The sequence below is a fragment of the Kaistella soli genome (assembly GCF_019038595.1).
GTDB lineage: Bacteria > Bacteroidota > Bacteroidia > Flavobacteriales > Weeksellaceae > Kaistella > Kaistella soli.
Genome location: NZ_JAHOPF010000002.1, coordinates 160,873 through 184,203, shown reverse-complemented (window position 1 = coordinate 184,203; position 23,331 = coordinate 160,873). Strand labels below are relative to the sequence as shown.

Genomic DNA, 23,331 nt, shown 5'->3' with positions numbered 1-23,331 from the left:
TTTAATCTGATTTTCGTTTTGCTCCTCTTGCCAACTTATAAAATACATCGTCCATTGAAGCGGCTGAATATTGTTGTTTTAAATTGGCAGGTGTGTCCAATGCTTTTATTACTCCGTCCACCATCATAGAAATACGGTTGCAGTATTCGGCTTCGTCCATATAGTGGGTAGTTACGAAAATGGTAATACCTCTATCGGCTGCCGAATAAATCAAATCCCAAAACTGCCGTCTTGTTACAGGGTCAACGCCTCCTGTGGGTTCATCTAAAAACACAATTTTAGGTTCGTGTATTACGGCAACTGAAAACGCTAATTTCTGTTTCCAACCCAAAGGCAAAGAAGCCACTAATTTTTTTGCTTCGCTCTGCAATCCCAATGTTTCAATCAGTTCATTGCTTTTTGCGTTTAGTTGCTTATCGGATAAACCATAAATACCGCCAAAGAATTGAATATTTTCTATTACCGTTAAATCTTCGTACAATGAAAATTTTTGGCTCATATAACCGATGTTCTTTTTAATTTCTTCGGTCTGCTTGTAAATGTCAAAACCTGCAATGGTAGCATTGCCCGATGAGGGTTTGGAAAGCCCGCAAAGCATTTTCATTGCGGTTGTTTTTCCTGCACCGTTTGCACCTAAGAAACCGAAAATTTCCCCTTCGTACACTTCAAACGTAACTTCGTTTGTAGCGATGAAATCGCCAAAACGCTTGGTTAATTTCTCTGTTTTTATTACTACTTCGTTTGTCATATCAGTTCATCAGATTTATAAAGCAATCTTCAATGCTTGGTGTGATGTGTTTGAGTTCAATGTCTTGAAAATCGGCTTCCTGCAAGGTTTGTATCAGTTCATTTTGTGAACGCTCATTATCATTTTGAAACGTGATGTGATGAAAGTCGCCAAATGAAAAACAACTTTTTATCTGTGTGTTGTTTCGCAAAGCATTCAAGAGTTTACCCATATCGTTTGCCTTTACTGCAAACAACTTGTCGGGAAACTGTTTGATGATAGTATCGGGCGTATCAATAGACATTATGCTGCCGTTTTGTATCAATGCGATGCGTTCGCAAAGCGTGGCTTCGTCCATATAAGGGGTTGAAACCAAAATGGTAATGCCCTGCTGTTTTAAGCCTTTCAGCATTTCCCAAAATTCTTTTCTTGAAACTACATCTACGCCTGTGGTCGGCTCGTCTAAAAACAATACTGTTGGGCGATGAATTAAAGCACAACACAAAGCCAGTTTCTGCTTCATACCACCAGACAATTTTCCTGCTCTTCGATTTTTAAACGGCTCTAACTGTACATAAATATCCTTTACCAAATCGTAATTTTCCGCAACGGTGGTATTGAATACGGTTGCAAAAAAGTTGAGGTTTTCCTCTACTGATAAATCTTGATACAATGAAAATTTGCCGGGCATATAACCTACATTTTTGCGAATGGCTTTATAGTCTTTTACTACGTCAAAACCATTTACGGAAGCCGTACCGCTATCGGGAAGCAATAGCGTAGTAAGTATGCGGAAAATGCTTGTTTTTCCTGCTCCGTCTGCTCCAATCAAGCCAAACAATTCGCCCTTGTTTACCTCAAAAGAAACATCGTTTACTGCCTTTACTTCGCCTTTATTGTAGGTCTTTACAATGTTATTTAATACAACGTCTGCCATTGCTATTGGAATTTTATTTCGCCATACATACCTACTTTGTATAAACCGTCATTTTTAACTTTTATCTTCACGGCATATACCATATTTGCCCTTTCGTCTTTGGTCTGAATGGTTTTGGGTGTAAACTCCGCTTTGTCGTTTATCCAAATGATTGTACCTGCGGTTTCTTTGTAACCGCCTTTGCCGTCATCGGTAAGCACTTTTACTGTTTGGTTCAATTTTGCCTGTGGTAGTTGGTCGCCTGTGATGTAAACCCTCAAAATAATGTTGGATAAATTGGCGATTTTGTAAAGCGGTTTTCCCGCTGACGTCATTTCGTTGGCTTCGGCATATTTGGAAAGTACCGTTCCACTTGCGGGATTTATGATATAGCATTTTGCAAGCTGGTCGTTCAGTTGCTCAATCTGCACCTGCAATGGCACAACGTCTTTGCCTAAGCCCTCGCTTGAAATGCTCAACGTTGATTTTTGTGCTTCGATTTGTTTTTTCAATACTTCAATCTGTGCGTTGATGTCATCTAACTGTTTGGGTGTGGCTGCATCGCCTTTTACCAAATTAGCAACTCTTGTCCTTTCTCTTTCAGCCGTTCTAAGCTGTTCCTGCAAGGCAGATAGCTGAACAGGTATATTGGGCTTTTTCCCCAAAATGGCTGTAACCTGTGCTTCCAACTGCTTTTTCTTCAGATACAACTGCAAGCTGTCTATGTAGCCAATGGTTTGTCCTGCTTCCAATGTTTGCCCCTCTTCGATGCTGAACTGCTTGATTGTGCCTGTGGCTTCCGATGAAATAATGGTTTCTTCTGCCTCAAAACTTCCCGAAGCATCAAATGAAACTTTGTTATTGTTGCAAGCAGTAAGCACTGTTGCGATGCTTGCTATCAATGCGATTGTTTTTATTTTATACATTGTTCTACTTTTTTTATTGTTACTAATTTCCTGCTGTTGTTTGAGCGTTGTACTCTGTCATTAAAAGCTGTATTTCGTGTAAAATCAAACTTTGCTTCGCCTGGTCTTCGGCATTTACCGCAATGAGGTAATCGTTTGTGGTTGCCGTACCATAAGTAAGTTGATTTTGTGTGGTGTTCTTTACGCTTTCACGAAGTATAACAATGCTCTTATCGGTTTCAATCAAATCCTGCATTTTGGTTATATCAGCGTTTTGCTGTTTCAATGTGAGGTTGGTATTGAACAAAAAAGTTTCTCGTTGTATGTCTATCAAACTTTGATTGTTAGCAAGCATTTTCTTTTCGTTCTTATAAGTATAGAAACCTGTAATGTTCCAACTCAACCGTAAACCACCGATATAGTAACCTTGAAAATCATTATCCAGCATATTCAAACCAGGTCTGCCAAAACCGCCTTGAAAAAATGCACTCAAACGAGGCAGGTTTTTAGCGGTAATCAGCTTTTCCTGTACGTCAAAGGATTTTTTCTGTAAGTCGTAAAGTTTCAGTTCGGGGCGGTTGATTGTGGGTGTAAGCATTTGCCTATGTGGTTTTTCAAGAACGGTATTTTCATCAATCGACTTGCCGATGAACAAAGCCAGCATATCGGCATAGCCTTTGCGTGTGGCTTTCAGTTCAATGGTGCGCTGGTCTGCTTTCAGCAACTCGGCTTTCAGGTTGTCGGCTGTGCTTTTCAATGCTACGCCGTTGGCAATGGCTACATTGGTTTTTTCGATGCCGCTTTTAATATCCTTTTTAAGTAGTTCGGTCTGCTGGATTTGGGCATCAATCAATAATATTCCGAAATAAAGGTTGTTGATGCGTTCCCTTAGCTTGTATAGTTCCACTTCTGTTTTTTGTGTTTCTATTTCCGAATTGGCATTGATATATTCCTTTTGGTCTTTAACGGTAAACAGGTCGGTAATGGACTGCGATACCTCGCCATATAACCTGTATTGGTCTTTGCTCATTGTAGGAATATCCACATTGGGCAATGAAATCGGGACTTGGGTAACAGCCGATTGATAGGTTGCCTGTCCTGCTATATTGAATTGAGGTAAAACCCCTTTTTGAGCGTTGGCAATAGAATATTCCTTTGTCTTTTCTATCAGCGTGTACTGCTTTATCAAAGGATAATTCTGTTTTGCCATTTCAAGGCAGTGGTCAAGGGTCAATGAATTGTTTTGTTGTGCCATTGCCCAATGGCTGCACATCAGCAATAAGCCTATCAGCCATTTTGATTTTTGTTTATGAATTACTTTAATCATTTTATTTAATTTTTAGTTTCAATCATTTGATTAACTTATGGACAAAAAAATTTATTTCGCTTTCATCATCGCTTTTATCCAAACAGGTATCAATCTTTTACGCTCCTGCATCAGCTTGTTAAACTGTGTTTCATCCAACCCGCTTATTCCCTGTAACAATGGTTGTCCGATAAAAGGAAAAACAACCAAGCTCAATAAATTCATCAAAAAATGCAATGGGTTTGGTTCGGTAATTTTTCCTTTTGCAACAGCTTCCTGATGTTGTTTGACAAATGCAGAACTCATTACTATTTGTTTGATTGGTAATTTTTCTAACAGACCGCCCGAATTGTTACGGATTTCGTTCAACATAAAAATGGGGATATTCGGCTCTTGGGTAATAAAGTCTATATAATGGGAAGCAACCAATTCTACTTTCTTTTCTAAAGAGGTTTTCTCGTCATTCAATATCGTTGCCATAGTGTGCATAAAACCCGTTACGGTTTCAAGCATTATAATATCAAACAACTTTTCTTTACTGCGGAAATAATAATTGAGCAAAGCAAGGTTAATGTCTGCTTCCTCTGCAATGTCCCTTGTACGTGTTGCCGCAAACCCTTTTTTATGGAATACGATACGAGCAGCGTTCTTTATCTTTTCTTCAGTAGAAGTGTCTAACTTCTTTACTTCTTTACTTTTAGCCATTTTACATTAAAATTCTTTTCAGTGACAAATGTAAAAACTTATTCTTGATTTATCCAAATATTTTAATCATTTGATTAAATTTAGTTTTCGAAATTATTCTTGAAACTTGATAACGAGAAGGTTAGTAATAGTGCTGTACAAAAAAACAGGGCTGTAAAAAGTACAGCCCTGTTTTTGATGGATATATCCTAAAACGCTCTTATTCTTGCTGCACCAAATGTTGCAAATCCGGGTCATTTTTGATACGCTCCAATTCCATTTCGATAATCTGTACAATGTCTTGTTTTATCTGACGGTAGTTGCTTTCAATCTGCTGTTTCATTTTATCCTCGCCCTGCTCGTTTACGAAAGAAAGGATTTGCGGTATTTGCTTATAGGCTTTGGTTTCTGCTGCTACCTTGTCATTATCCACCACGATTTCAGCGTGGAAAATCTTTTGCTCGATGCGCTCATCAAAGTTATCCGATACAGAACCTACGAACATACCCTGTGTCAAAGTTGAAATTTTGGAAGCCGGAATAAGGCTGTCTAATTGTGTGGAAATTGAGGTAGATTTATCGTTGCGGTTAATGGTCATACTCTGGCGTTTCTGCAATACTTTTCCGAAGCGTTCCGAAAGGCTTTTTGCCGTTTCTCCAACCACCTGACCACTGAATATATTGCCGACGGTATTCTGTATTACCTTACTTTCTTTGTCGCCGTAATCCCTCGTTAATTGCGAAAAGTCTTGAAAGCCCAAACATACAGCCACCTTATTACTTCTCGCTGTTGCGATAAGATTATCCAGTCCCCTAAAATAAATTGTGGGCAGCTCATCTATGATTACTGAACTCTTTAATTGCCCTTTTTTGTTGATGAGCTTAACAATACGGGAATTGTACAAACCCAATGCTGCGGAGTAGATATTTTGGCGGTCGGGATTATTACCCACGCACAAAATTTTAGGCTCTTTTGGGTTATTGATGTCGAGCGTAAAGTCATCGCCAGTCATAACCCAATACAACTGCGGGCTAATCATTCTTGACAAAGGGATTTTTGCCGATGCAATCTGTCCCTGCAATTGGTCTTGTGCGCCACCTTGCCAGGCATCCATAAACGGAGAAAGATAGTTTTCCAAATCGGAATATGAGGTCAGAATGGTAAATACGTCCGAATACTTTTTATTCAGCAATTCAATGGCGTGCGGGAATGTACAATACTTACCATCCTCATAGATTTTCAGATACCAAATAATGGCAGCCAATAGGATAATTGGGCTTTCCACGAAAAAATCCCCTTGCTTCTGTATCCAGCTACGGTTGAGGTTCAGCATTATGGTGTAAGCCGCTTCGTAAGCGTCGGAAATGTCTGTCATAAAATCGGGATTGAGTGGATTGCACCTATGGCTCTTGCGTGGGTCATCGAAATTTATCACATAGAATTTTGGTTGAACTTTGTACTTATCCCGATGCTTCAATAAATGATTGTAGGCAATGGTGGAAAGGTCGTCAAATTTAAAATCATATATATACATACTAAAGCCTTTCTCAATCTGCTGCTTGATGTAGTTGTTTACGATGGCATAAGATTTACCGGAACCCGGAGTACCCAACACGATTGATGCCCTGAAAGGATTTACAATGTTTATCCAACCGTTGTTCCATTTGCCTTTGTAGTAAAATTTGGTGGGCAGGTTAACGGAATATTCATTTTCCATCAGCTTTGTTTCCTGTTGAAAGCTCTCGTTCTCGTTGTTGAAAACATCGTCCATTAAGTTGGTACGAAGCAAGCGGCTCATCCATACGCCCGCCATCAGCAAAGCAATATAACCTAACGAGATAGTAAGGATATACAGAAATGTGCCTATTACCGGAGATAGCTTTAACAACGGCGTGTTCAGAAAGAACAGCACAAAACCAACGCCCAAAGCCACGTAGATTTTAGCCCAGGTTATCTTCTCATTCTTTACGCCTTTCGTTCCCAAACAACTCAAAGCAAGCAAAACCAAAGCGAACGCCTTGGTATAAAGGGTATGTGAAAACAAGCCCGCCGTCCGGTCGAAATTGCCTAATATCTTGTTGATTATTTCCAACGTCCAACCACGTTCTAAAAAGAACCCGTAGCAGAACCAATAAAGGTGCATCAGCACCAAAAGAATACTGACTGCCCGCATAAAAGCCATTATTTTGGCTAAACCTCTTAAATCGTCTTCTCCCTGCATTCTTTTTTAGTTTTAATGTTCGGGCGTGAATTTAAAGGCTCTACACAGCGGCTATAAGAATGTGGCAGTCAATGGCGGTGCGTGGCAGTGTTTGGCGAAGTGATAAGAGTTGTAGCTTCTATGATCCTTTTGTATCGTAACATTTATGAAGCATCCAAATAAAAAATACTTTTAGTTGCTCTTCTGTTTTCTGTCCGTCAGCAACATTTTTTGTCCTGCTGAATTGGTGGACAAGGAACACTTCCGTAACTACAATAAACACAACAGTCTCCTTGTTTTGGTTTAAGAACTTGTTTGCATTTTTCACATTCGTAGAAATATTGGCAAGCGTCTGTCGGCATTGTTTCTTCTTTCTTGTGTCCGCAGTTGGGGCAAGTAATTGTTGATTGCAATATGATTTCCATTTGGTTTTATTTTTTGTCGGTTACAGAATATCCTGTTGAGTTAATTGCTTTTTCGACCTCAGAAATATTCGTTTTTGAGTTGTCAAATTCCACGATTGCGTTTCCTTTTTCGTATGAGGCGTTTGAACTTATTATTCCTGTCAATTTATTTACTTCGTGATTTACGTGTTCGCCACAACTTGCACAAGTCATTCCGCTAATCGTAAATTCTACTTTTTGAATATTGGATTTGTCCACCGCTATAATTTGCTTTTCTGTCTTTGGGTAGAAAATGCTTGAGTAGTATGGAAAGGCAAGCATTACGATTGCAAATGCTGTTACAATTCCTAAAAACATTTTTGACTGAATGAATTTTGGTTTTTCTTCTGTCTCACAATTGCAATCTATCTGCTTTTTGGGTTTCAACTTTTGATACCAAGCAAAACCAAGAACCAAAATTGTCAACCCGATAAAATAGGGTCGAAAAGGTTCAAGCCAAGAAAAAGTGGAAGCAAGACCGCTTGTTCCTGCAATAAGAGCCAATACTGGTGTGATGCAACAAAGAGAAGCTGCAATTGTAGTCAAAAGTCCTGCACCAATTAATTTTTTGTCAGTTTTCATATTGTTTCTAATATTTTGTTTTCGTCAAGTATTTTGAAAAATGGTTTCAGCATTTTTTCATACTCTTTAGTCAGTGAGTGAAAAATAGTTTGAGCTTCTCGTTCGGTTTCAATAAGTTTTCTGTCTTTGAGTTTCCGCAAGTGTTGTGAAACCGCTGAAATTGTCATACCAAGAATATCACTTATATCACAAACACAAAGTCGTTTTTCTTCATAAAGTAGAAAGAGTATTTTCAGTCTTACATTGTTTCCCGCTAATTCAAGTCCGTTCGATAAATAGTCAAAAGAACCGTTGAGTTCTGAAACTCGGTCTTTACAGCGGTTTATTTGTTTAATGTCTGCTTGTTGTCGTATGCAAGAATTATTGTCCATAGCACAAAGATAGTCAATTTGTTTATTTAAGCAATTACTTAAATACAACTCAAATTCTTTCAGAATTATAAAGTGACAGCTCAATAAATCTTTTTAAAAACAGATTTTTAATTCCAAAATCTGACCTCTTACAGTCTTCTTTTTTTTTTCTTCTTCATTTTGTTAGCAAAATCCTGTTCCTCGTAATCATCGCCCTGTGCTTCGGGTAACAAACCGCCAAATGCCTCAATCAAACCGTCTTCGTGTTTTTCAGTAGTATTCAGGAAGTCGAACAAATGATGAGGTTCTTCCGCAGGAAGATCTGCATCATTTGATGTGGATGTTTTTGGAAGTTGTACGACAGGTTCTTTAATCTCCGGTTTGATATTATTGTTCCAATAATCATTAAAGGTATTGGCAGAAAGTTCCTTTGCTAAGCGTGAACCGTTCCAAACCGCCTTTGAATTGTGGTCTATGAAAGTGATACCATAAATACGACCTGTATCGTTCCGGCGGACCACTACATTAATGCCCTGTTCACTCAACTGCTTTTTAAAAGCCTGCTCATCATTTGTGGATTTCAGAGCAATAGAAATTGCAGCTTTTAGGGTCTGCTTACTTGGGTGGTCTTTTAAATCCTCTTTGCATTTTGCAAAATGCAGTTCCAAAGCCGGAAGCCCTGCATTTTTACCAAACAACGAAGCCTTGAACGGATGCCCGGCTCTTTCGCCTTTCTCGTTTAAAGGAATATATAATAAGCCTTGCCGCATTTTTCCCTGCAATTCGCCCTCCACTTTTTCGGTGGTAACATTAAACAGGGAAAGCAAGGCATTGTATTCGCCCAAAGTCTGAAACTTATAATAATTCGGTAGGTGGCGGACAACCGAAGCGATTTGGCTTTTCACATCGCCTGCCCGATAATCTACCGGACGGAAAATCTTGTCGTTCTGCTTGTGTTCTTTATCGGTTGCGGGTATCAAGCCGTGTTGTCTTTCCAGTTCACGGCACACATTCATAGACCGCATTTTCTCGAATTTGTCCGAAATCTTTTTGCCCTGCTCGTCCACGCAAACCGATACAATGTGTATATGGCTGCGGTCAATATCCGTGTGTTTGAATACCACAAAAGGCTGTTCGCCGTAACCCATTTCCCGCATATACTGTTCTGCCATTTCCCTAAACTTATCATCGCTTACCTTGTCGTTCGGGTCAGGATTAAGCGAAATATGCAACGTATGTTTCTCGGTATTGCGGTTCGCTATCAGGTAAGGGGCAAAAGACTGGGCTAATTGTGCCACGGAATAATGACCGCTTGCGGTTTCAATCATCTTATTGGCAAATAAAATCTGCCCGTTTTCATTCTCTACTTTAAGCTGATTGTACGCCAATGCTCCGTATAAATTTGCGCTTCTTCCGATTTTTGCTATCATTTCTACCGCTATTTTTTCAGGTGTTTGGCTTCAAATTCCTCGCTTATTTGGATGATTTTCTGACATAGCATTGCCATTTCAGCCGTCTGCTTTTCCAGTTTGTACAGAAACGCTGCGGCTTTTTTCTCGGAAAAATTCTTGTACAGCAGCTTTACAATTTGGTTATAGTTTACACCTATGGAACGGAACTGGCTATGAAAAGAGGTCAGCCGCATATAAAAATCAACCGTTCCCTTGTCAATCTGAATGGTCTTTATGGTCTTGTTAAAGATGCAGGACGTTATAAAGTGCGCCTTTACCTGCATACCTGATTTATCAAACAGGGCAAGAAAACGGGCGTGTTCCTGCTCGTTAAAGGAAATGGTGTACCGTATTGTCGCCGGGTCTTCTTTGGGGCGGCGTCCGGTCTTTTTCAATTGCTTTTTGTTGTTATCGTTCATCACTAATCCATTTTAAAATCCATACAAAACCCTGACTTCGGAAGGTGTTTTCTGCCCCCTGCAAAGGGCAAGTTGTTTTGAGCATCGGAAATCATTCCGAGATGCTCAAAACACAACTTGCCGTGTTCTGATGAACACAAAAATCCGCCCTGCGGGACGGATTAAATGTAACAGGGAAAAATGGCTTGATGCCGTTCCTGTTACCCTCTGATCTGTCAATAGTCTTTTGCATAAATCCGTTAATAAAAATCATTTTACAAAGTAAAGCCCTGCCCGTAAGAGTATTGCAATGCAATACCCGGACAAACGCTGCCTTTGAACGCCAAACACTGCCACGTTAATAGATGCACCTATATATCTACATTTCTTTGTGCCTACAAACAGATAGATATAGGGGCATAGATAAGTATGCAGGTAACAACATAAGTACTCAATCAGCTATGTAAAAAAGTACCTATTGAGATACGTGATTGTGTAGTTAGGTACTGACATATTCAGGTACATAAATAAACAGGTCTGTTGGTACTAACATACTTGTCTGCATACAGCTATAAGCATGTATTCAAGTACATAGCTTGGTGCATCATTACCTGCCTAACTATCAAAGTACCTACAGAGCGACAAACCTATATAGAGCAGTACACAGATAGGTAACTGCGGATATACAGACATAGGTAAATGGATATATAAATAATTAAAAACAGCAGTAATATGAATTCAAAACACAAAACAGTATTTATCGCCTTTTCATCTCAAAAAGGCGGTGTAGGCAAAAGCACTTTTACAACGCTTGTTGCAAGTACGATGCACTATCGATTGGGTTACAACGTCGCCGTATTTGATGCGGATTTTCCACAGCACAGTCTTATAAAAATGAAGACGAGGGACTTAGCAATGGTAATGGAAAACGAGGCTTTGAAAAAGCTGGCATATAAACAATTTACGACCATCAACAAAAAAGCCTATCCCATTATGCAGTACAAAGCGGATAGCGTATTGGAAGCGGCTCACGAATTTGTAAACACTTCTACCGTTCCGGTTGATGTGGTTTTCTTTGATCTACCTGGAACTGTGAATACGCCCGGCATTTTGAAAGCATTGGCAGGAATGCACCACATTTTTACGCCCATTACGGCAGACCGTGTGGTAATGGAAAGTACGCTCATTTTCACACAGCTTTTACAAGACGTGATTATGAAGAAAGGGGAAACATCAATAGAAAACATTAACCTGTTTTGGAACCAGGTTGATGGCAGGGAAAGCACACCCTTATATGGCGTGTATAACCAGCTTATTGCGCAATTAGGGTTAAGCCTGATGCAAAGCCAAATCAAGAATAGCACCCGCTTCCGCAAAGAAAGCGAAACGGACAGCAAAACCGTTTTCCGTTCTACCGTAATGCCTCCCGATGAACGTTTGATGAAAGCCAGTCAGTTAGACCTGTTCATAGACGAATTTTTAAAAATAATTCAATTATAGCCGTATGGAGAAAGATAATAAAAAGAAAGTCACGCCTGATATTAATGAGGAACTTATGATGAACCTGATGGTAGATGGCGTAAAAAAAGAGGGCTTGCAGCTTCCACCTGAACCGCCTGCTCAAGAACCCGAAAAAGAAGAGATTAAGCCTAAAGAACTGGCACAGGAAAAACCTGCGATTAAAGAAAAGAGCAAAACCAAAAGGATAAACGAAGCAGACTACGAAAGTATCTTTTTCAAAAAACCTGATACCAATGCCCGTGACGGGAAAACTGTTTACATCCGACCGGATTTTCACGAAAAGATGTCACGTATTGTACAGGTTATAGGCGAAGACAAGATAACCATATACGGCTATTTGGACAATTTGCTGGATTACCATTTCCAGGAATTTGGCGAGCAGATTACCAAGAGTTTCAATGATAAGTACAAACCCATTTTATAAGCTATGGAAACAGTAATTGTGATATGCCTGCTCATAGTCATTGCCCTGCTGATGCAGGACAAGATTGTTATTAAAAAAAGTTCGGAGCATAAGCCAGTGCAGGAAAAAGTTAATCCGAAACTGCCCGATATTATGGGTCAGCCCAAGCCTGCAAGAAGCCTTTTAGTGCCAAACGCTGCCAATGAAAGCCAAATAGAGGAACAAGAAATAATACCTGATAATTTAGACATTGAATACGACGAAAATGAAAACGTAGGTATTCAAATTCCGCAGGAAGAGCTGGACGAAATTTTCAGTAATATACCTGATTTGGAGGAAGAGGAAGAAGAATGGAACAGGTACGGAATATCCGGTGGCGATGACAGTCTTGCCCAAGGGGTTACCTATGACGAACTAAGCTCCGTAGGGGCATTGCTCCAAAAAGAAAATTTGGAACAATCTCAAAAGGAAACAGCGGTTGCGATAGTGCAAAAATTGCAGGGAACTGAATTATTCAGCCTGCTGGAAAATTCCGTTGAGGGTGCTTCCAGAAAAATTGCCGAGCTTTTGGATAGTACCCTCTCATCTGAAACGGAAGCTGGCTCTTCCACATTGCGGAAAAGTGATTTTGGTGATTTTGACATTGGGGAGTTTGTGTGAGCAAACTCCCTTTTTAATCTTCTCAATCTTACGACACTAAGCACCTAATTTTATAAATCTCTCCTATATCCTTTGTTAATGTTATTAATAACATTAAATTCGCATAGAATGCGTATTAAATAGCGTGAAATGAAAATCAATCGACTGAAAAGTATATTAGTTGAGCAATCAAAAACCAGTAAATGGTTGGCAAAAGAATTGGGCAAAAGTGAAAGTACAGTTTCTCGATGGTGTACTAATGAAATCCAGCCATCTGTCGAAACATTAGCCCAAATAGCATTGCTTTTACAGGTGGATATTAAAGAGTTATTAAACTCCACCAAGCTAAATTAACTATTATCTCAAACAAATCTCTGAGGTAATATGCATAGAAACGAATTTAATAGATACAAATCTTTTGGATAAGATTTACAATGAAAAAACAACAAGAACAACATATTTTACCTAAAGGTTGGGTCTGGACAAAAATAGAAGACATTTCTTTAAGGATACACTACGGATATACTGCTAGTGCTACTCAAAATAATACTGGAATAAAACTTTTAAGGATTACAGATATACAAGATAACAATGTTAACTGGGAAAATGTTCCTTTCTGTGATATTCAGTTAAATAATATTGAAAAATTTGAGCTAAAAGAAAACGATATTGTTTTTGCAAGAACAGGAGCTACTGTTGGCAAGAGTTTTTTAATTCCTAAAAATATACCTAAAGCTGTATTTGCTTCTTATTTAATACGTATTTATCTGTCAAAACAAGTAGATTCAAAATATATATATTATTTCTTTCAAAGTGCGAATTACTGGAGACAAATTAGTTCAAAAGCTATTGGAAGCGGACAACCTAACGTCAATGCGAATTCACTTTCTAATATTACCCTTCCCCTTTGTAGTATTGATGAGCAAAATAAGATTGTTCTAAAGCTGGAAGAAGTGCTAAGCAGCCTTGAAAAAAGTAAAGAACAATTAGATTTAAGTTTAAGCAAATTAAATATTTACAAAAGAACTGTTTTTAAATCATTATTAGAAAGCAAAATCCCGTCGGAAAGTTTTGTAGAAAGAAATTTTGAAAATTGCGTAGTGAGTTATGACAATAAACGAATTCCTTTAAGTAGTTCAGTTCGAAAAGGAAGAAGTGGACAATATCGATACTATGGTGCTACAGGAGTCATTGATTATATTGACGATTATATTTTTGATGGTAAATATCTTTTATTAGGAGAAGACGGAGCTAATTTATTAAGTAAAGTCAAGGATCTGTCATTTATTGTAGAAGGGCAATTTTGGGTAAATAATCATGCTCATATATTTCAAGTAAAAGAGAACATTCTTATTGAATATCTTAATTTTTATTTTAATTCTCTAGATATTACTGAATACGTTACAGGTACGGCTCAACCTAAATTAAATCAGTCAAACCTTAATCGCATACCAATTTTGATACCCTCGATTGATAAACAGTTATCTATTGTACAAGAAATGCAACGTGTTTTATCAATATTAGAAGAAACAGAGAAAGTAATTACAAAAGGTCTTACTCAAATAGATTTATTTAAACAGACAGTTTTGAATAGAGCATTTACAGGTAAATTATTAGAGCAAGATTTTAATAATGAGTCAGCAAGTATTTTACTTGAGCTGATTAAATCTGAGAAAGAAGAATATTTAATAAGAGAGAAAGAGAAGAAAAATAATTCAATAAAAGTCAAAATTATGCCTGAAGAATCAAAATCAATTCTTGAAATATTAAAAGAAAGCATCGAACCAATTTCTTCGAAAAAGCTTTGGTTATCATCTGATAAAAAAGAAGATATTGAAGAATTTTATGCTGAGTTGAAAAAACATATCGAATCGGGAGATATTATTGAATTATCTAGAAATGGCAAAGAATCATTTTTAAAATTAGTTGATAAATCATGAGAATAGACCAGGTTTATATAGAAGATTATAAGAACTTAAAACAGTTCACCATTAATCTTGATGAAAATAAGATGAAAACTGTTTTGCTCGGACAGAATGCTTCAGGTAAATCGAATTTTATTGAGGCTTTAATTCTAATTTTTAAATATCTTGATTTGAGGACTGATACAAAGAGAGATACACCGAGTTTTGATTATAATATTGTTTACAAAATTCAGAATCACACGGTAGATGTAACTCATAAAAATAAGACTTACACTATTTTCGTGAACGGAGAAAAGCAAACATTAAAATCTTTCTTCTCAGATGAAGCGAAAGCAAAATATCAACCTAAGTATGTATTTACTTACTATTCTGGATTAAGTAACAAATTGAAAGAACTTTTTTGGGATCACCAAAACAATTTCTATAACAAGATAATCGGAGAGGATTTTAAAGATGCCGAACTTGATTCTTTAAGAAAACTCTTCTATGTACAATTGGTTCATTCATATTTTGTTTTACTAGCTTATTTTACTCATGAGGAAGAAGAAAGTTTGAAGTTCTTAAATGAGGTACTAAGCATTGAAGATATTGAGTCTATCCTTTTTGTTTTTAAGATGCCGAAATGGGCTGAAAGCAGGATTAAAAACAATCCTGATGATATCTTTTGGACAGCAAAAGGATTAGTTAGACCTTTCCTAGAAAAGCTTTGGGAATTATCTCTCGCTCCAATATATAATGATGAGAAAATAAGAACTGATTTTGCAGAAACAGAAGATCAAAAAAGGCTTTATTTATATTTAAAAGGGAAAGACAAACTTCAAGAGTTAGCTAAAACTTATACAAATAACACAGCTTTATTCAAAGCTCTAGAAAGTACATATATTTCAAAACTTATTGCAGAAGTTAGGATTAAAGTAAAGAAGAAAAATGTTGATGGTAGTATTACATTTAAGGAATTGAGTGAGGGAGAGCAACAATTACTAACCGTATTAGGGTTGTTACGATTCACGAAAGATGAGGATTCATTGATTCTACTCGACGAACCTGACACTCATCTCAATCCTATTTGGAAATGGAGATATTTAGAGTTTATAGATAAAGTAGTTGATCGTCCCGCAAGTACTCAAATAATACTCAATACCCACGATCCTTTAGTAATTGGGAATCTTACTAAAGAAGAAGTTCGATTGTTCAGGACAACAGCTGATGGAAAAATCATCGTAGAAGAACCAGAGGTAGATCCAAGAGGATTAGGTGTTGAAGGGATATTAACAAGTGAATTTTTTGGATTACCAACTACCATAGATGATTTTACTCAAGACAAGCTAGACAGGAGGAATGACTTATTAGTAAAGCAGCAAGACAATCTACTTTCTGAACAAGAATTAGAAGAACTTAGAGTGCTTTTTATAGAATTAGAAGACCTAGGTTTTGGAAATACATTTAGAGATCCTTTATACCAAAAGTTTATTGTAGCCTATAAAAATCGCATAAAAGATCAAGGAAAAAATAGTTATACAAAAGCAGAATTAGACAAGCAAAATGCCTTAGCTATGGAAATACTTGAAGAACTATCAAAAGAGGAAGAAAATGATTCATATAGATAGATCCGGATTTGAACCAGATATTGAATGGATAAATAAAACGGATGCACTAACGCAGCAACTTATTAATGCTCCGGATGCACCTACTAGAAATCAGATTATAGATGATAATCAGGTTATATGGGGGGAGTTAAAAGATTTTTTATTATCCATATCAAATGAAAAGTGCTGGTATTCTGAAGCAAAAGATAAATATAATCATTTACACGTTGATCATTTCAGACCAAAAAAAATCGCATTGGGTATTGACAAAAAAGATAAGGGAGGTTATTGGTGGTTAGCATTTACATGGACAAATTATAGGGTTTGTGGTGGTGCTGGGAATGTTAGGAAGCGAGACAAGTTTGCCGTAAGGAATAATAAATCTAACGATCCTAATACACCAATTGAAGACGAGTTAGTATATTTCTTAGATCCTTGCGAAGAAGAGGATGTTTTAAAGATAACGTTTAATCCTAAAGGCGAAGTTACTCCTATTAAAACGACCGGTTGGGATTTTGAAAGGGCAGATTATACGATAAAAGGGCTAAACTTAAATTTCAAAAAATTAAAAGAAGCTAGACAGGATGTTTGGGTTGAGATTTCGACACTAGTTTCTGAAACTCAAAATTTAATGGACTTAAATGATGCAAATCCAAGCGTTTTTAGAAGAGGGCAAATAAAGGAGAAATTAAAACAAATAAAAGATTTAGTAAAACCTAGTGCAGAATTTTCTGCAACTGTTAAAGCATGTTTAGTGAGTACTGGTTTACCATGGGCATCTAAAATTGCAGCATAATATAAAGAGCGAAATATGTCGACAAATAATATAGCACAGAAAATTTGGTCATATTGTGATACCTTACGAGATGATGGTTTAGGGTATAATGACTATTTGGAACAATTAACATATTTGCTATTTCTAAAAATGGCAGATGAAAATAAGAGCAAATATAATTTACCCGATATCTGTAATTGGAAAGAGTTAGTGGTTAATTCAGGAGGACCACTTTTGGAGCAATATGAACAAATACTAAAAACGCTGGCAGAAACAGGCGGAATGTTAGAGAAAATATTCGCCAGTGCTCAAAATAAAATACATGATTCGGTTAAACTTAAAAGATTACTTCAACTTATTGATGAAGATAATTGGTCTTCAACTGATTCAGATGTTAAAGGAGAAATTTATGAAACTTTACTGCAGAAAAATGCCGAAAATAGTGGGGCTGGTCAGTATTTTACTCCAAGACCTGTAATACAGGCAATGGTAGAATGTATTAATCCAATGCCAGAAGAAACCATTGCGGACCCTTCATGCGGTACAGGGGGATTTTTTTTAGGAGCATTGAATTATATTCGAGAAAATAATAGTCTTTCGAAAGATCAGGAAAATTTCGTGAAGTTTCAAACATTTCATGGTTGGGAAATTGAAAAAGCAACTGCAAGATTATGTTTAATGAATTTGTATCTACATGGAATTGGAGACTTGCAAAAAACACCAGATATACAGGTGTCTGATAGTTTGAATCCTCAAAAGGTAAATATGGAAGTTCCTAAAGTAAAAATTGTATTAGCCAATCCACCTTTTGGAAAAAGTAGTAGCGATATACCCACAACAGATGAAAATCAAGCTAAAAAAGATGGATTTTTTTTACGTAAAGATTTTTGGGTTACTACAAGCAATAAACAACTAGCTTTTTTACAACACATAGTATCTATGTTAGAAGAAAATGGAAGAGCCGCAGTTGTGCTTCCCGATAATGTTTTGTTTGAAGGAGGGGCAGGAGAAATTATTCGTAAAAAATTGCTTGAAGAAACAAACTTACATACTATCTTAAGATTACCAACAGGGATATTTTATGCACAGGGAGTTAAATCCAATGTTTTGTTTTTTGAAAAAAAGAAGCAGTCAGAAGACATAGGAACAAAAGAAGTATGGTTCTATGATTACAGGACAAATATCCATCATACACCTAAGAATAATCAGATAACCTTCAAACATCTATCGGATTTTATCGAGAATTATAAAGTAGGTTCTGAAAATGAACGAGAAGAATCTTGGTCTGTTAATAATTTGAACGGCCGTTGGCGTAAATATCCTTACAAAGAGATTATTGAAAGAGATAAAACAAATTTGGATATATTATGGCTTAAAGATGATAATTTAATCGACTTAGACAACCTTCCTGATCCTGAAGTGCTAATCGATGATATTATTGAGAATATCGAAAGTGCTTTGGTCAATTTCAGAACAATTAGGGAATCTTTGAACTAAATTTAAGTTTAATAAATTACAGTAAAAAGAGGCTGTTTCTATTTTAGAAACGGCCTCTTTTCGTTTTTCACCGCCACTCACCGCCAAACAATACCTCTGACTGCCACTTTGTTATCACGCCCTGATTTCTGAAACACCTTTGTCCCGAAAGCCCGCAAGGTGCGGGAAAAGAATAACAAATTAATGTGTTTCAATTATGGAAAAACAGAGAAAAAAAGTTTTGCTGGCAGCAATGGCAATGCTGTCAGGAATTGGTGCGTTCGCACAAGGAAACGGCTCGGCCGGTATCAACGAAGCTACCCAAATGGTAACAAGCTATTTCGACCCCGCAACCCAACTAATCTACGCCATCGGTGCGGTGGTTGGGCTCATCGGAGGCGTTAAGGTGTATAATAAATTCAGTTCAGGCGACCCCGACACATCGAAAACTGCGGCGAGCTGGTTCGGTGCGTGTATCTTCTTAATCGTGGCGGCTACAATCCTGCGTTCATTCTTCCTTTAATCCTTTGCTTTATGAACAGTTATAACATAAACAAAGGCATTGGCAGGACAGTAGAATTTAAAGGGTTGAAAGCACAATACCTATTCATTTTCGCAGGTGGGCTGCTCGGTACGCTTATCCTCGTGATGATACTGTATATGGCAGGCGTAAACTCTTACATCTGCCTGTTCCTCGGAGCAGGCGGAGCTTCGCTCATTGTATGGCAAACATTTTCACTGAATAGGAAATATGGAGAACACGGATTGATGAAGATAGCGGCCAATAAAAGGCATCCGCGCTACATCATCTGCCGCAAGTCTGTACGCCGCTATTTAAAATTCACTTCTAAACAGAATGCCGTATGAGAAATGTAGCAAAGACCACCACATTGGAAAGCAAGTTTCCTTTGCTGGCAGTAGAAAACAACTGCATTCTTTCAAAAGATGCAGACATTACCGCCTGCTTTGAGGTTCGTTTACCAGAACTGTTTACGGTAGCTTCTGCGGAATATGAAGCCATTCATTCTGCCTGGCATAAAGCTATCAAAACTTTACCGGATTTTACAGTCGTTCACAAACAGGATTGGTACATTAAAGAAAGCTACGCTCCCGATTTGGCGAAGGAAGACCAAAGTTTTTTGGCTAAATCCTACCAACGCCATTTTAATGAGCGACCGTTCCTAAACCATTATTGTTACCTGTTCCTAACCAAGACTACTAAGGAAAGAATGCGCATGCAAAGCAATTTCAGCTCGCTTTGCAAAGGTTCATTAATACCAAAGGAAATCAGGAACAAGGAAACGATACACCGCTTTATGGAAGCGGTAACACAGTTTGAGCGTATCGTGAACGATAGCGGTTTTATAACCCTGCAACGCCTTACCGAAGATGACATCATCGGAACAGAGGAAAAGCAGGGATTACTGGAACAGTACCTAACACTATCGAGGGATGCCGGAGCACCGATGCAGGACATCGCTCTCGGAACGGAAGAAGTCCGTGTTGGGAACAAAAGGTTGAGCTTGCACACCTTGTCCGATACGGACGACCTGCCCGGAACGGTATCGGCAGATACCCGTTTTGAAAAGCTATCTACCGACCGTAGCGACTGCCGTTTATCATTCGCTGCGCCTGTGGGCTTGTTGTTAAGCTGCAACCACATCTACAACCAGTATTTGTTTTTGGATAACAGCGAAGACAACCTGCAAAAGTTTGAGAAGTCCGCACGGAATATGCACTCGCTGGCGAGGTACAGCCGTGCCAACCAAATCAACAAAGAGTGGATAGAAAAGTACCTGAACGAAGCCCACAGCTTCGGGCTGTCTTCTATCCGTGCGCACTTCAACATTATGGCGTGGTCGGAAGACCCTGCGGAACTGAAGCAGCTAAAGAACGATTGCGGTAGTGCATTGGCACTGATGGAGTGTAAGCCACGCCACAACACAACGGACGTAGCCACTTTGTATTGGGCAGGAATGCCGGGCAATGCGGGCGACTTTCCTAGTGAGGAAAGTTTTTACACTTTTATCGAACCTGCGCTGTGCTTCTTCACGGAAGAAACCAACTACCACAATTCGCCCTCGCCGTTTGGTATCAAGATGGCTGACAGGCTTACAGGAAAACCTATCCATTTGGATATTTCCGACCTGCCTATGAAACGGGGTATCATCACGAACCGGAACAAGTTTATACTTGGTCCATCGGGTTCGGGTAAATCGTTCTTCACAAACCATATGGTACGGCAGTATTACGAACAGGGCGCACACGTACTGTTGGTAGATACGGGTAACTCTTATCAGGGCTTATGCGAACTCATCAAAGGAAAGACCAAAGGCGAAGACGGTGTTTACTTCACTTATACCGAAGATAACCCGATTGCCTTTAACCCTTTCTATACAGATGATGGCGTGTTCGACATTGAGAAGCGGGAAAGTATCAAAACCCTGATACTGACCTTATGGAAACGTGATGATGAACCGCCGACCCGTTCTGAAGAAGTTGCCCTTTCCAATGCGGTAAGCGGTTATATCGAACGTATCAAAACGGAAGATGTTTACCCGTCATTCAACGGTTTCTATGAGTATGTAAAAGGCGGCTACCGCAAGGTACTGGAAGAAAAGCAGGTCAGGGAAAAGGACTTTGACATTGCCAATTTCCTGAACGTACTCGAACCCTATTACAAGGGTGGCGAGTATGATTATTTGCTGAACTCCAACAAGCAGTTAGACCTGCTTTCCAAACGCTTTATCGTGTTTGAAATTGATGCGATTAAAGACCACAAAATCCTCTTTCCCATAGTTACGATTATCATTATGGAGGTGTTCATCAACAAGATGCGCCGACTGAAAGGTATTCGCAAGCTCATCTTAATTGAGGAGGCTTGGAAAGCGATTGCCAAAGAGGGAATGGCAGAATACATCAAGTATCTTTTTAAGACTGTCCGCAAATTCTTTGGAGAAGCGATTGTCGTAACGCAGGAAGTGGACGACATCATCCAGTCGCCTATTGTCAAAGAAAGTATCATCAACAACTCCGACTGTAAAATCCTGCTTGACCAACGCAAGTATATGAACAAGTTTGATGATATACAGGCGATGTTGGGGCTTACTGACAAAGAGAAAGGGCAGGTACTTTCCATCAATATGAACAACGATGCAAGCCGACTTTACAAAGAGGTTTGGATTGGCTTAGGTGGTACGCACTCGGCAGTCTATGCCACCGAAGTTAGTTTGGAGGAATACCTCGCCTATACGACCGAAGAAACCGAAAAAATGGAAGTAATGCAGCTTGCTGCTGAACTGGACGGCAATGTAGAACTCGCCATTAAGCATATCGCAATGCAAAGGCGGGACAATTCAAATCAATAGTCATTAACAATTTAAAAATTCAGAAACAATGAAAAAAGTATTGTATCTGGTGTGTACGGCACTGATGCTTGCCGTAGCACCGTCAGCAAAAGCCCAGTTTGTAGTTACTGACCCTGCAAACCTGGCTTCAGGAATTATCAACTCTGCGAACGAAATCATACAGACTTCTTCGACCGTGAGCAATGTGATAAAGAACTTCAACGAAGTGAAGAAAGTGTACGACCAGGGTAAGGAATATTATGACAAGCTGAAAGCCATCAACAACCTTGTGAAAGATGCCCGTAAGGTGCAACAAACGGTATTGTTGGTGGGCGATGTGTCTGAAATGTATGTGCAGAATTTTGGCAAGATGATGAACGACCCAAATTTCACACCGCAGGAATTAGTCGCCATCGGCAATGGTTATTCGGCACTGCTCAATGAAAGTACGGAACTGCTGAAAGAATTGAAGCAGATTATAACCTCTTCAAGCCTTTCGCTAAATGACAAAGAGCGTATGGATATTATTGACCGAGTGTACAAAGAAGTTAAGGATTACCACAGCCTTGTACGCTACTACACCAATAAGAACATTTCTGTAAGCTACCTAAGAGCGAAAAAGAAAAACGATGCCCAAAGAGTGCTTCAACTCTACGGAACTGCTAACCAAAAATACTGGTAAAAATGGAATGGGATAATCTTCACGAACTCCTGCGTTCGCTTTATGACGATATGATGCCGCTTGCAGGCGATATGGCGGCAGTAGCTAAGGGTTTGGCGGGATTGGGAGCATTGTTCTATGTGGCATTAAAGGTTTGGCAGGCTTTAAGCCGTGCCGAACCTATTGATATGTTCCCTTTGCTGCGCCCGTTCGCTTTAGGGCTTTGTATTATGTTCTTCCCGACCATCGTATTGGGAACCATCAATGCAGTATTAAGCCCGGTGGTAGTAGGAACCCACCAAATACTGGAAGACCAGGTGCTTGACCTGAACAAGCTGCAACAGCAGAAAGACCAGTTGGAATACGAGGCAATGGTAAGGAACCCCGAAACCGCCTATATGGTATCAGACGAAGAGTTTGATAAAAAACTGGACGAACTGGGATGGTCGCCCTCCGACATTGGAACAATGGCGGGTATGTATATGGACAGGCAAGCCTACAAGATAGAGAAAGCCATAAAGGATTGGTTTCGCAATCTATTGGAAATACTCTTTCAGGCGGCGGCTTTGGTCATTGATACCATACGAACGTTTTTCCTGATAGTCCTCTCCATACTCGGACCAATAGCCTTTGCTATTTCCGTATGGGACGGCTTTCAGTCCACGCTCTCGCAATGGCTCACGAGGTACGTCAGCGTTTACCTGTGGCTTCCTGTTTCGGACTTGTTCAGCTCAATGTTGGCAAGAATACAATCCCTCATTTTAGAAAGGGATATAGCAATGCTTGCCGACCCCACCTATATACCTGATACGAGCAATACCGTGTACATCATTTTTATGATTATCGGCATCATCGGGTACTTCACTATCCCGACAGTAACAGGTTGGGTAATCCAAGCCGGAGGCGCAGGAAACTTTACCCGCAATGTAAACTCCACAGCAATGAAAGCCGGAAACATCGCCGGAGCAGGCGCAGGCTCAACAGTTGGAAACATCGGCGGTAAACTGATGAATAAATAATCATTAATCATTCTAAA

24 protein-coding genes are annotated in these 23,331 nt (G+C 38.9%); 13 read left to right on the top strand and 11 right to left on the bottom strand.

From position 1 onward, the window contains the following. Position 1: 1 nt before the first annotated feature. The 11 genes from KSK37_RS03980 to mobA all read right to left on the bottom strand — a co-directional run bounded on the left by KSK37_RS03980 (position 2) and on the right by mobA (position 9,983). Positions 2-748, bottom strand: coding sequence for an ABC transporter ATP-binding protein (locus KSK37_RS03980; RefSeq protein ID WP_002978447.1), 747 nt, complete (start codon positions 746-748; stop codon positions 2-4). 1 nt (position 749) lies between these two features. Next, positions 750-1,664, bottom strand: coding sequence for an ABC transporter ATP-binding protein (locus tag KSK37_RS03975; RefSeq protein WP_002978450.1), 915 nt, complete (start codon positions 1,662-1,664; stop codon positions 750-752). A 2-nt stretch (positions 1,665-1,666) separates the two neighbouring features. Next, positions 1,667-2,569 (bottom strand): HlyD family secretion protein, encoded by a 903-nt coding sequence (locus KSK37_RS03970; protein WP_002978452.1) that lies wholly within the window; start codon positions 2,567-2,569, stop codon positions 1,667-1,669. Between the two features lie 22 nt (positions 2,570-2,591). Next, positions 2,592-3,875 carry a TolC family protein gene (locus KSK37_RS03965; protein ID WP_002978454.1) on the bottom strand — a complete coding sequence of 428 codons (1,284 nt, stop codon included), beginning with the start codon at positions 3,873-3,875 and terminating at the stop codon, positions 2,592-2,594. A gap of 51 nt (positions 3,876-3,926) precedes the next feature. Beyond that, entirely contained in the window at positions 3,927-4,559 is a 633-nt protein-coding gene (locus tag KSK37_RS03960; protein WP_002978457.1) for a TetR/AcrR family transcriptional regulator, read from the bottom strand. Positions 4,560-4,758: 199 nt separating this feature from the next. Further along, positions 4,759-6,759 (bottom strand): conjugal transfer protein MobC, encoded by a 2,001-nt coding sequence (gene mobC, locus KSK37_RS03955; protein WP_002978460.1) that lies wholly within the window; start codon positions 6,757-6,759, stop codon positions 4,759-4,761. A gap of 197 nt (positions 6,760-6,956) precedes the next feature. Continuing rightward, positions 6,957-7,163, bottom strand: coding sequence for a GDCCVxC domain-containing (seleno)protein (locus KSK37_RS14025; RefSeq protein WP_002996045.1), 207 nt, complete (start codon positions 7,161-7,163; stop codon positions 6,957-6,959). A gap of 6 nt (positions 7,164-7,169) precedes the next feature. After that, positions 7,170-7,763 (bottom strand): mercuric transport protein MerTP, encoded by a 594-nt coding sequence (merTP, locus tag KSK37_RS03950; protein ID WP_002978464.1) that lies wholly within the window; start codon positions 7,761-7,763, stop codon positions 7,170-7,172. Beyond that, positions 7,760-8,134, bottom strand: coding sequence for an ArsR/SmtB family transcription factor (locus tag KSK37_RS03945; protein WP_002978466.1), 375 nt, complete (start codon positions 8,132-8,134; stop codon positions 7,760-7,762). Before KSK37_RS03945 ends, merTP begins: the two co-directional genes overlap by 4 nt. A 128-nt stretch (positions 8,135-8,262) precedes the next feature. Then, entirely contained in the window at positions 8,263-9,543 is a 1,281-nt protein-coding gene (gene mobB / locus KSK37_RS03940) for a conjugal transfer protein MobB (RefSeq protein WP_002978468.1), read from the bottom strand. Positions 9,544-9,551: 8 nt separating this feature from the next. Next, positions 9,552-9,983, bottom strand: coding sequence for a conjugal transfer protein MobA (gene mobA, locus KSK37_RS03935; protein ID WP_002978470.1), 432 nt, complete (start codon positions 9,981-9,983; stop codon positions 9,552-9,554). Positions 9,984-10,694: 711 nt separating this feature from the next. Here mobA and KSK37_RS03930 point away from each other — a divergent pair. The 13 genes from KSK37_RS03930 to traJ all read left to right on the top strand — a co-directional run bounded on the left by KSK37_RS03930 (position 10,695) and on the right by traJ (position 23,314). Beyond that, positions 10,695-11,462 carry a ParA family protein gene (locus tag KSK37_RS03930; protein ID WP_217199600.1) on the top strand — a complete coding sequence of 256 codons (768 nt, stop codon included), beginning with the start codon at positions 10,695-10,697 and terminating at the stop codon, positions 11,460-11,462. 4 nt (positions 11,463-11,466) lie between these two features. Next, positions 11,467-11,907 carry a DUF3408 domain-containing protein gene (locus KSK37_RS03925; protein WP_217199598.1) on the top strand — a complete coding sequence of 147 codons (441 nt, stop codon included), beginning with the start codon at positions 11,467-11,469 and terminating at the stop codon, positions 11,905-11,907. A gap of 3 nt (positions 11,908-11,910) precedes the next feature. Continuing rightward, positions 11,911-12,546 carry a conjugal transfer protein TraD gene (locus KSK37_RS03920; RefSeq protein WP_217199596.1) on the top strand — a complete coding sequence of 212 codons (636 nt, stop codon included), beginning with the start codon at positions 11,911-11,913 and terminating at the stop codon, positions 12,544-12,546. Between the two features lie 129 nt (positions 12,547-12,675). Continuing rightward, entirely contained in the window at positions 12,676-12,879 is a 204-nt protein-coding gene (locus tag KSK37_RS03915) for a helix-turn-helix transcriptional regulator (RefSeq protein ID WP_133576220.1), read from the top strand. An 80-nt stretch (positions 12,880-12,959) separates the two neighbouring features. Continuing rightward, positions 12,960-14,465: a restriction endonuclease subunit S gene (locus KSK37_RS03910; protein WP_217199595.1), complete on the top strand. Its 1,506-nt coding sequence runs from the start codon at positions 12,960-12,962 to the stop codon at positions 14,463-14,465. Continuing rightward, positions 14,462-16,057: an AAA family ATPase gene (locus KSK37_RS03905; RefSeq protein WP_217199594.1), complete on the top strand. Its 1,596-nt coding sequence runs from the start codon at positions 14,462-14,464 to the stop codon at positions 16,055-16,057. The genes KSK37_RS03910 and KSK37_RS03905 overlap by 4 nt, the downstream gene beginning before the upstream one ends. After that, positions 16,041-16,832: an HNH endonuclease family protein gene (locus tag KSK37_RS03900; protein WP_217199593.1), complete on the top strand. Its 792-nt coding sequence runs from the start codon at positions 16,041-16,043 to the stop codon at positions 16,830-16,832. Before KSK37_RS03905 ends, KSK37_RS03900 begins: the two co-directional genes overlap by 17 nt. A gap of 15 nt (positions 16,833-16,847) precedes the next feature. Further along, the gene (locus tag KSK37_RS03895; protein ID WP_217199592.1) at positions 16,848-18,308 is read left to right on the top strand and encodes a type I restriction-modification system subunit M; all 1,461 of its coding nucleotides are present in this window, start codon (positions 16,848-16,850) and stop codon (positions 18,306-18,308) included. Between the two features lie 196 nt (positions 18,309-18,504). After that, entirely contained in the window at positions 18,505-18,810 is a 306-nt protein-coding gene (locus KSK37_RS03890) for a DUF4134 domain-containing protein (RefSeq protein WP_086949882.1), read from the top strand. An 11-nt stretch (positions 18,811-18,821) separates the two neighbouring features. Further along, positions 18,822-19,154 carry a DUF4133 domain-containing protein gene (locus KSK37_RS03885; RefSeq protein WP_217200047.1) on the top strand — a complete coding sequence of 111 codons (333 nt, stop codon included), beginning with the start codon at positions 18,822-18,824 and terminating at the stop codon, positions 19,152-19,154. Continuing rightward, on the top strand, positions 19,151-21,655 hold the full coding sequence (locus KSK37_RS03880) for a TraG family conjugative transposon ATPase (RefSeq protein ID WP_217199591.1): 2,505 nt from the start codon (positions 19,151-19,153) through the stop codon (positions 21,653-21,655). The genes KSK37_RS03885 and KSK37_RS03880 overlap by 4 nt, the downstream gene beginning before the upstream one ends. Before the next feature lie 28 nt (positions 21,656-21,683). Beyond that, positions 21,684-22,316: a DUF4141 domain-containing protein gene (locus KSK37_RS03875; protein ID WP_002978496.1), complete on the top strand. Its 633-nt coding sequence runs from the start codon at positions 21,684-21,686 to the stop codon at positions 22,314-22,316. Between the two features lie 2 nt (positions 22,317-22,318). Next, positions 22,319-23,314: a conjugative transposon protein TraJ gene (gene traJ / locus KSK37_RS03870; RefSeq protein WP_002978499.1), complete on the top strand. Its 996-nt coding sequence runs from the start codon at positions 22,319-22,321 to the stop codon at positions 23,312-23,314. The last annotated feature ends 17 nt before the right edge of the window (positions 23,315-23,331 follow it).

Coding starts and splice junctions, on each gene's coding strand:
- KSK37_RS03885 (WP_217200047.1), top strand. CDS start 18,822: ATGAACAGTTATAACATAAACAAAGGCATTGGCAGGACAGTAGAATTT.
- KSK37_RS03875 (WP_002978496.1), top strand. CDS start 21,684: ATGAAAAAAGTATTGTATCTGGTGTGTACGGCACTGATGCTTGCCGTA.
- KSK37_RS03925 (WP_217199598.1), top strand. CDS start 11,467: ATGGAGAAAGATAATAAAAAGAAAGTCACGCCTGATATTAATGAGGAA.
- KSK37_RS03915 (WP_133576220.1), top strand. CDS start 12,676: ATGAAAATCAATCGACTGAAAAGTATATTAGTTGAGCAATCAAAAACC.
- KSK37_RS03880 (WP_217199591.1), top strand. CDS start 19,151: ATGAGAAATGTAGCAAAGACCACCACATTGGAAAGCAAGTTTCCTTTG.
- KSK37_RS03930 (WP_217199600.1), top strand. CDS start 10,695: ATGAATTCAAAACACAAAACAGTATTTATCGCCTTTTCATCTCAAAAA.
- KSK37_RS03920 (WP_217199596.1), top strand. CDS start 11,911: ATGGAAACAGTAATTGTGATATGCCTGCTCATAGTCATTGCCCTGCTG.
- KSK37_RS03960 (WP_002978457.1), bottom strand. CDS start 4,559: ATGGCTAAAAGTAAAGAAGTAAAGAAGTTAGACACTTCTACTGAAGAA.
- KSK37_RS14025 (WP_002996045.1), bottom strand. CDS start 7,163: ATGGAAATCATATTGCAATCAACAATTACTTGCCCCAACTGCGGACAC.
- KSK37_RS03890 (WP_086949882.1), top strand. CDS start 18,505: ATGGAAAAACAGAGAAAAAAAGTTTTGCTGGCAGCAATGGCAATGCTG.
- KSK37_RS03945 (WP_002978466.1), bottom strand. CDS start 8,134: ATGGACAATAATTCTTGCATACGACAACAAGCAGACATTAAACAAATA.
- KSK37_RS03965 (WP_002978454.1), bottom strand. CDS start 3,875: ATGATTAAAGTAATTCATAAACAAAAATCAAAATGGCTGATAGGCTTA.
- mobA (WP_002978470.1), bottom strand. CDS start 9,983: ATGAACGATAACAACAAAAAGCAATTGAAAAAGACCGGACGCCGCCCC.
- traJ (WP_002978499.1), top strand. CDS start 22,319: ATGGAATGGGATAATCTTCACGAACTCCTGCGTTCGCTTTATGACGAT.
- KSK37_RS03910 (WP_217199595.1), top strand. CDS start 12,960: ATGAAAAAACAACAAGAACAACATATTTTACCTAAAGGTTGGGTCTGG.
- KSK37_RS03895 (WP_217199592.1), top strand. CDS start 16,848: ATGTCGACAAATAATATAGCACAGAAAATTTGGTCATATTGTGATACC.
- KSK37_RS03905 (WP_217199594.1), top strand. CDS start 14,462: ATGAGAATAGACCAGGTTTATATAGAAGATTATAAGAACTTAAAACAG.
- KSK37_RS03975 (WP_002978450.1), bottom strand. CDS start 1,664: ATGGCAGACGTTGTATTAAATAACATTGTAAAGACCTACAATAAAGGC.
- mobC (WP_002978460.1), bottom strand. CDS start 6,759: ATGCAGGGAGAAGACGATTTAAGAGGTTTAGCCAAAATAATGGCTTTT.
- KSK37_RS03900 (WP_217199593.1), top strand. CDS start 16,041: ATGATTCATATAGATAGATCCGGATTTGAACCAGATATTGAATGGATA.
- mobB (WP_002978468.1), bottom strand. CDS start 9,543: ATGATAGCAAAAATCGGAAGAAGCGCAAATTTATACGGAGCATTGGCG.
- merTP (WP_002978464.1), bottom strand. CDS start 7,763: ATGAAAACTGACAAAAAATTAATTGGTGCAGGACTTTTGACTACAATT.
- KSK37_RS03980 (WP_002978447.1), bottom strand. CDS start 748: ATGACAAACGAAGTAGTAATAAAAACAGAGAAATTAACCAAGCGTTTT.
- KSK37_RS03970 (WP_002978452.1), bottom strand. CDS start 2,569: ATGTATAAAATAAAAACAATCGCATTGATAGCAAGCATCGCAACAGTG.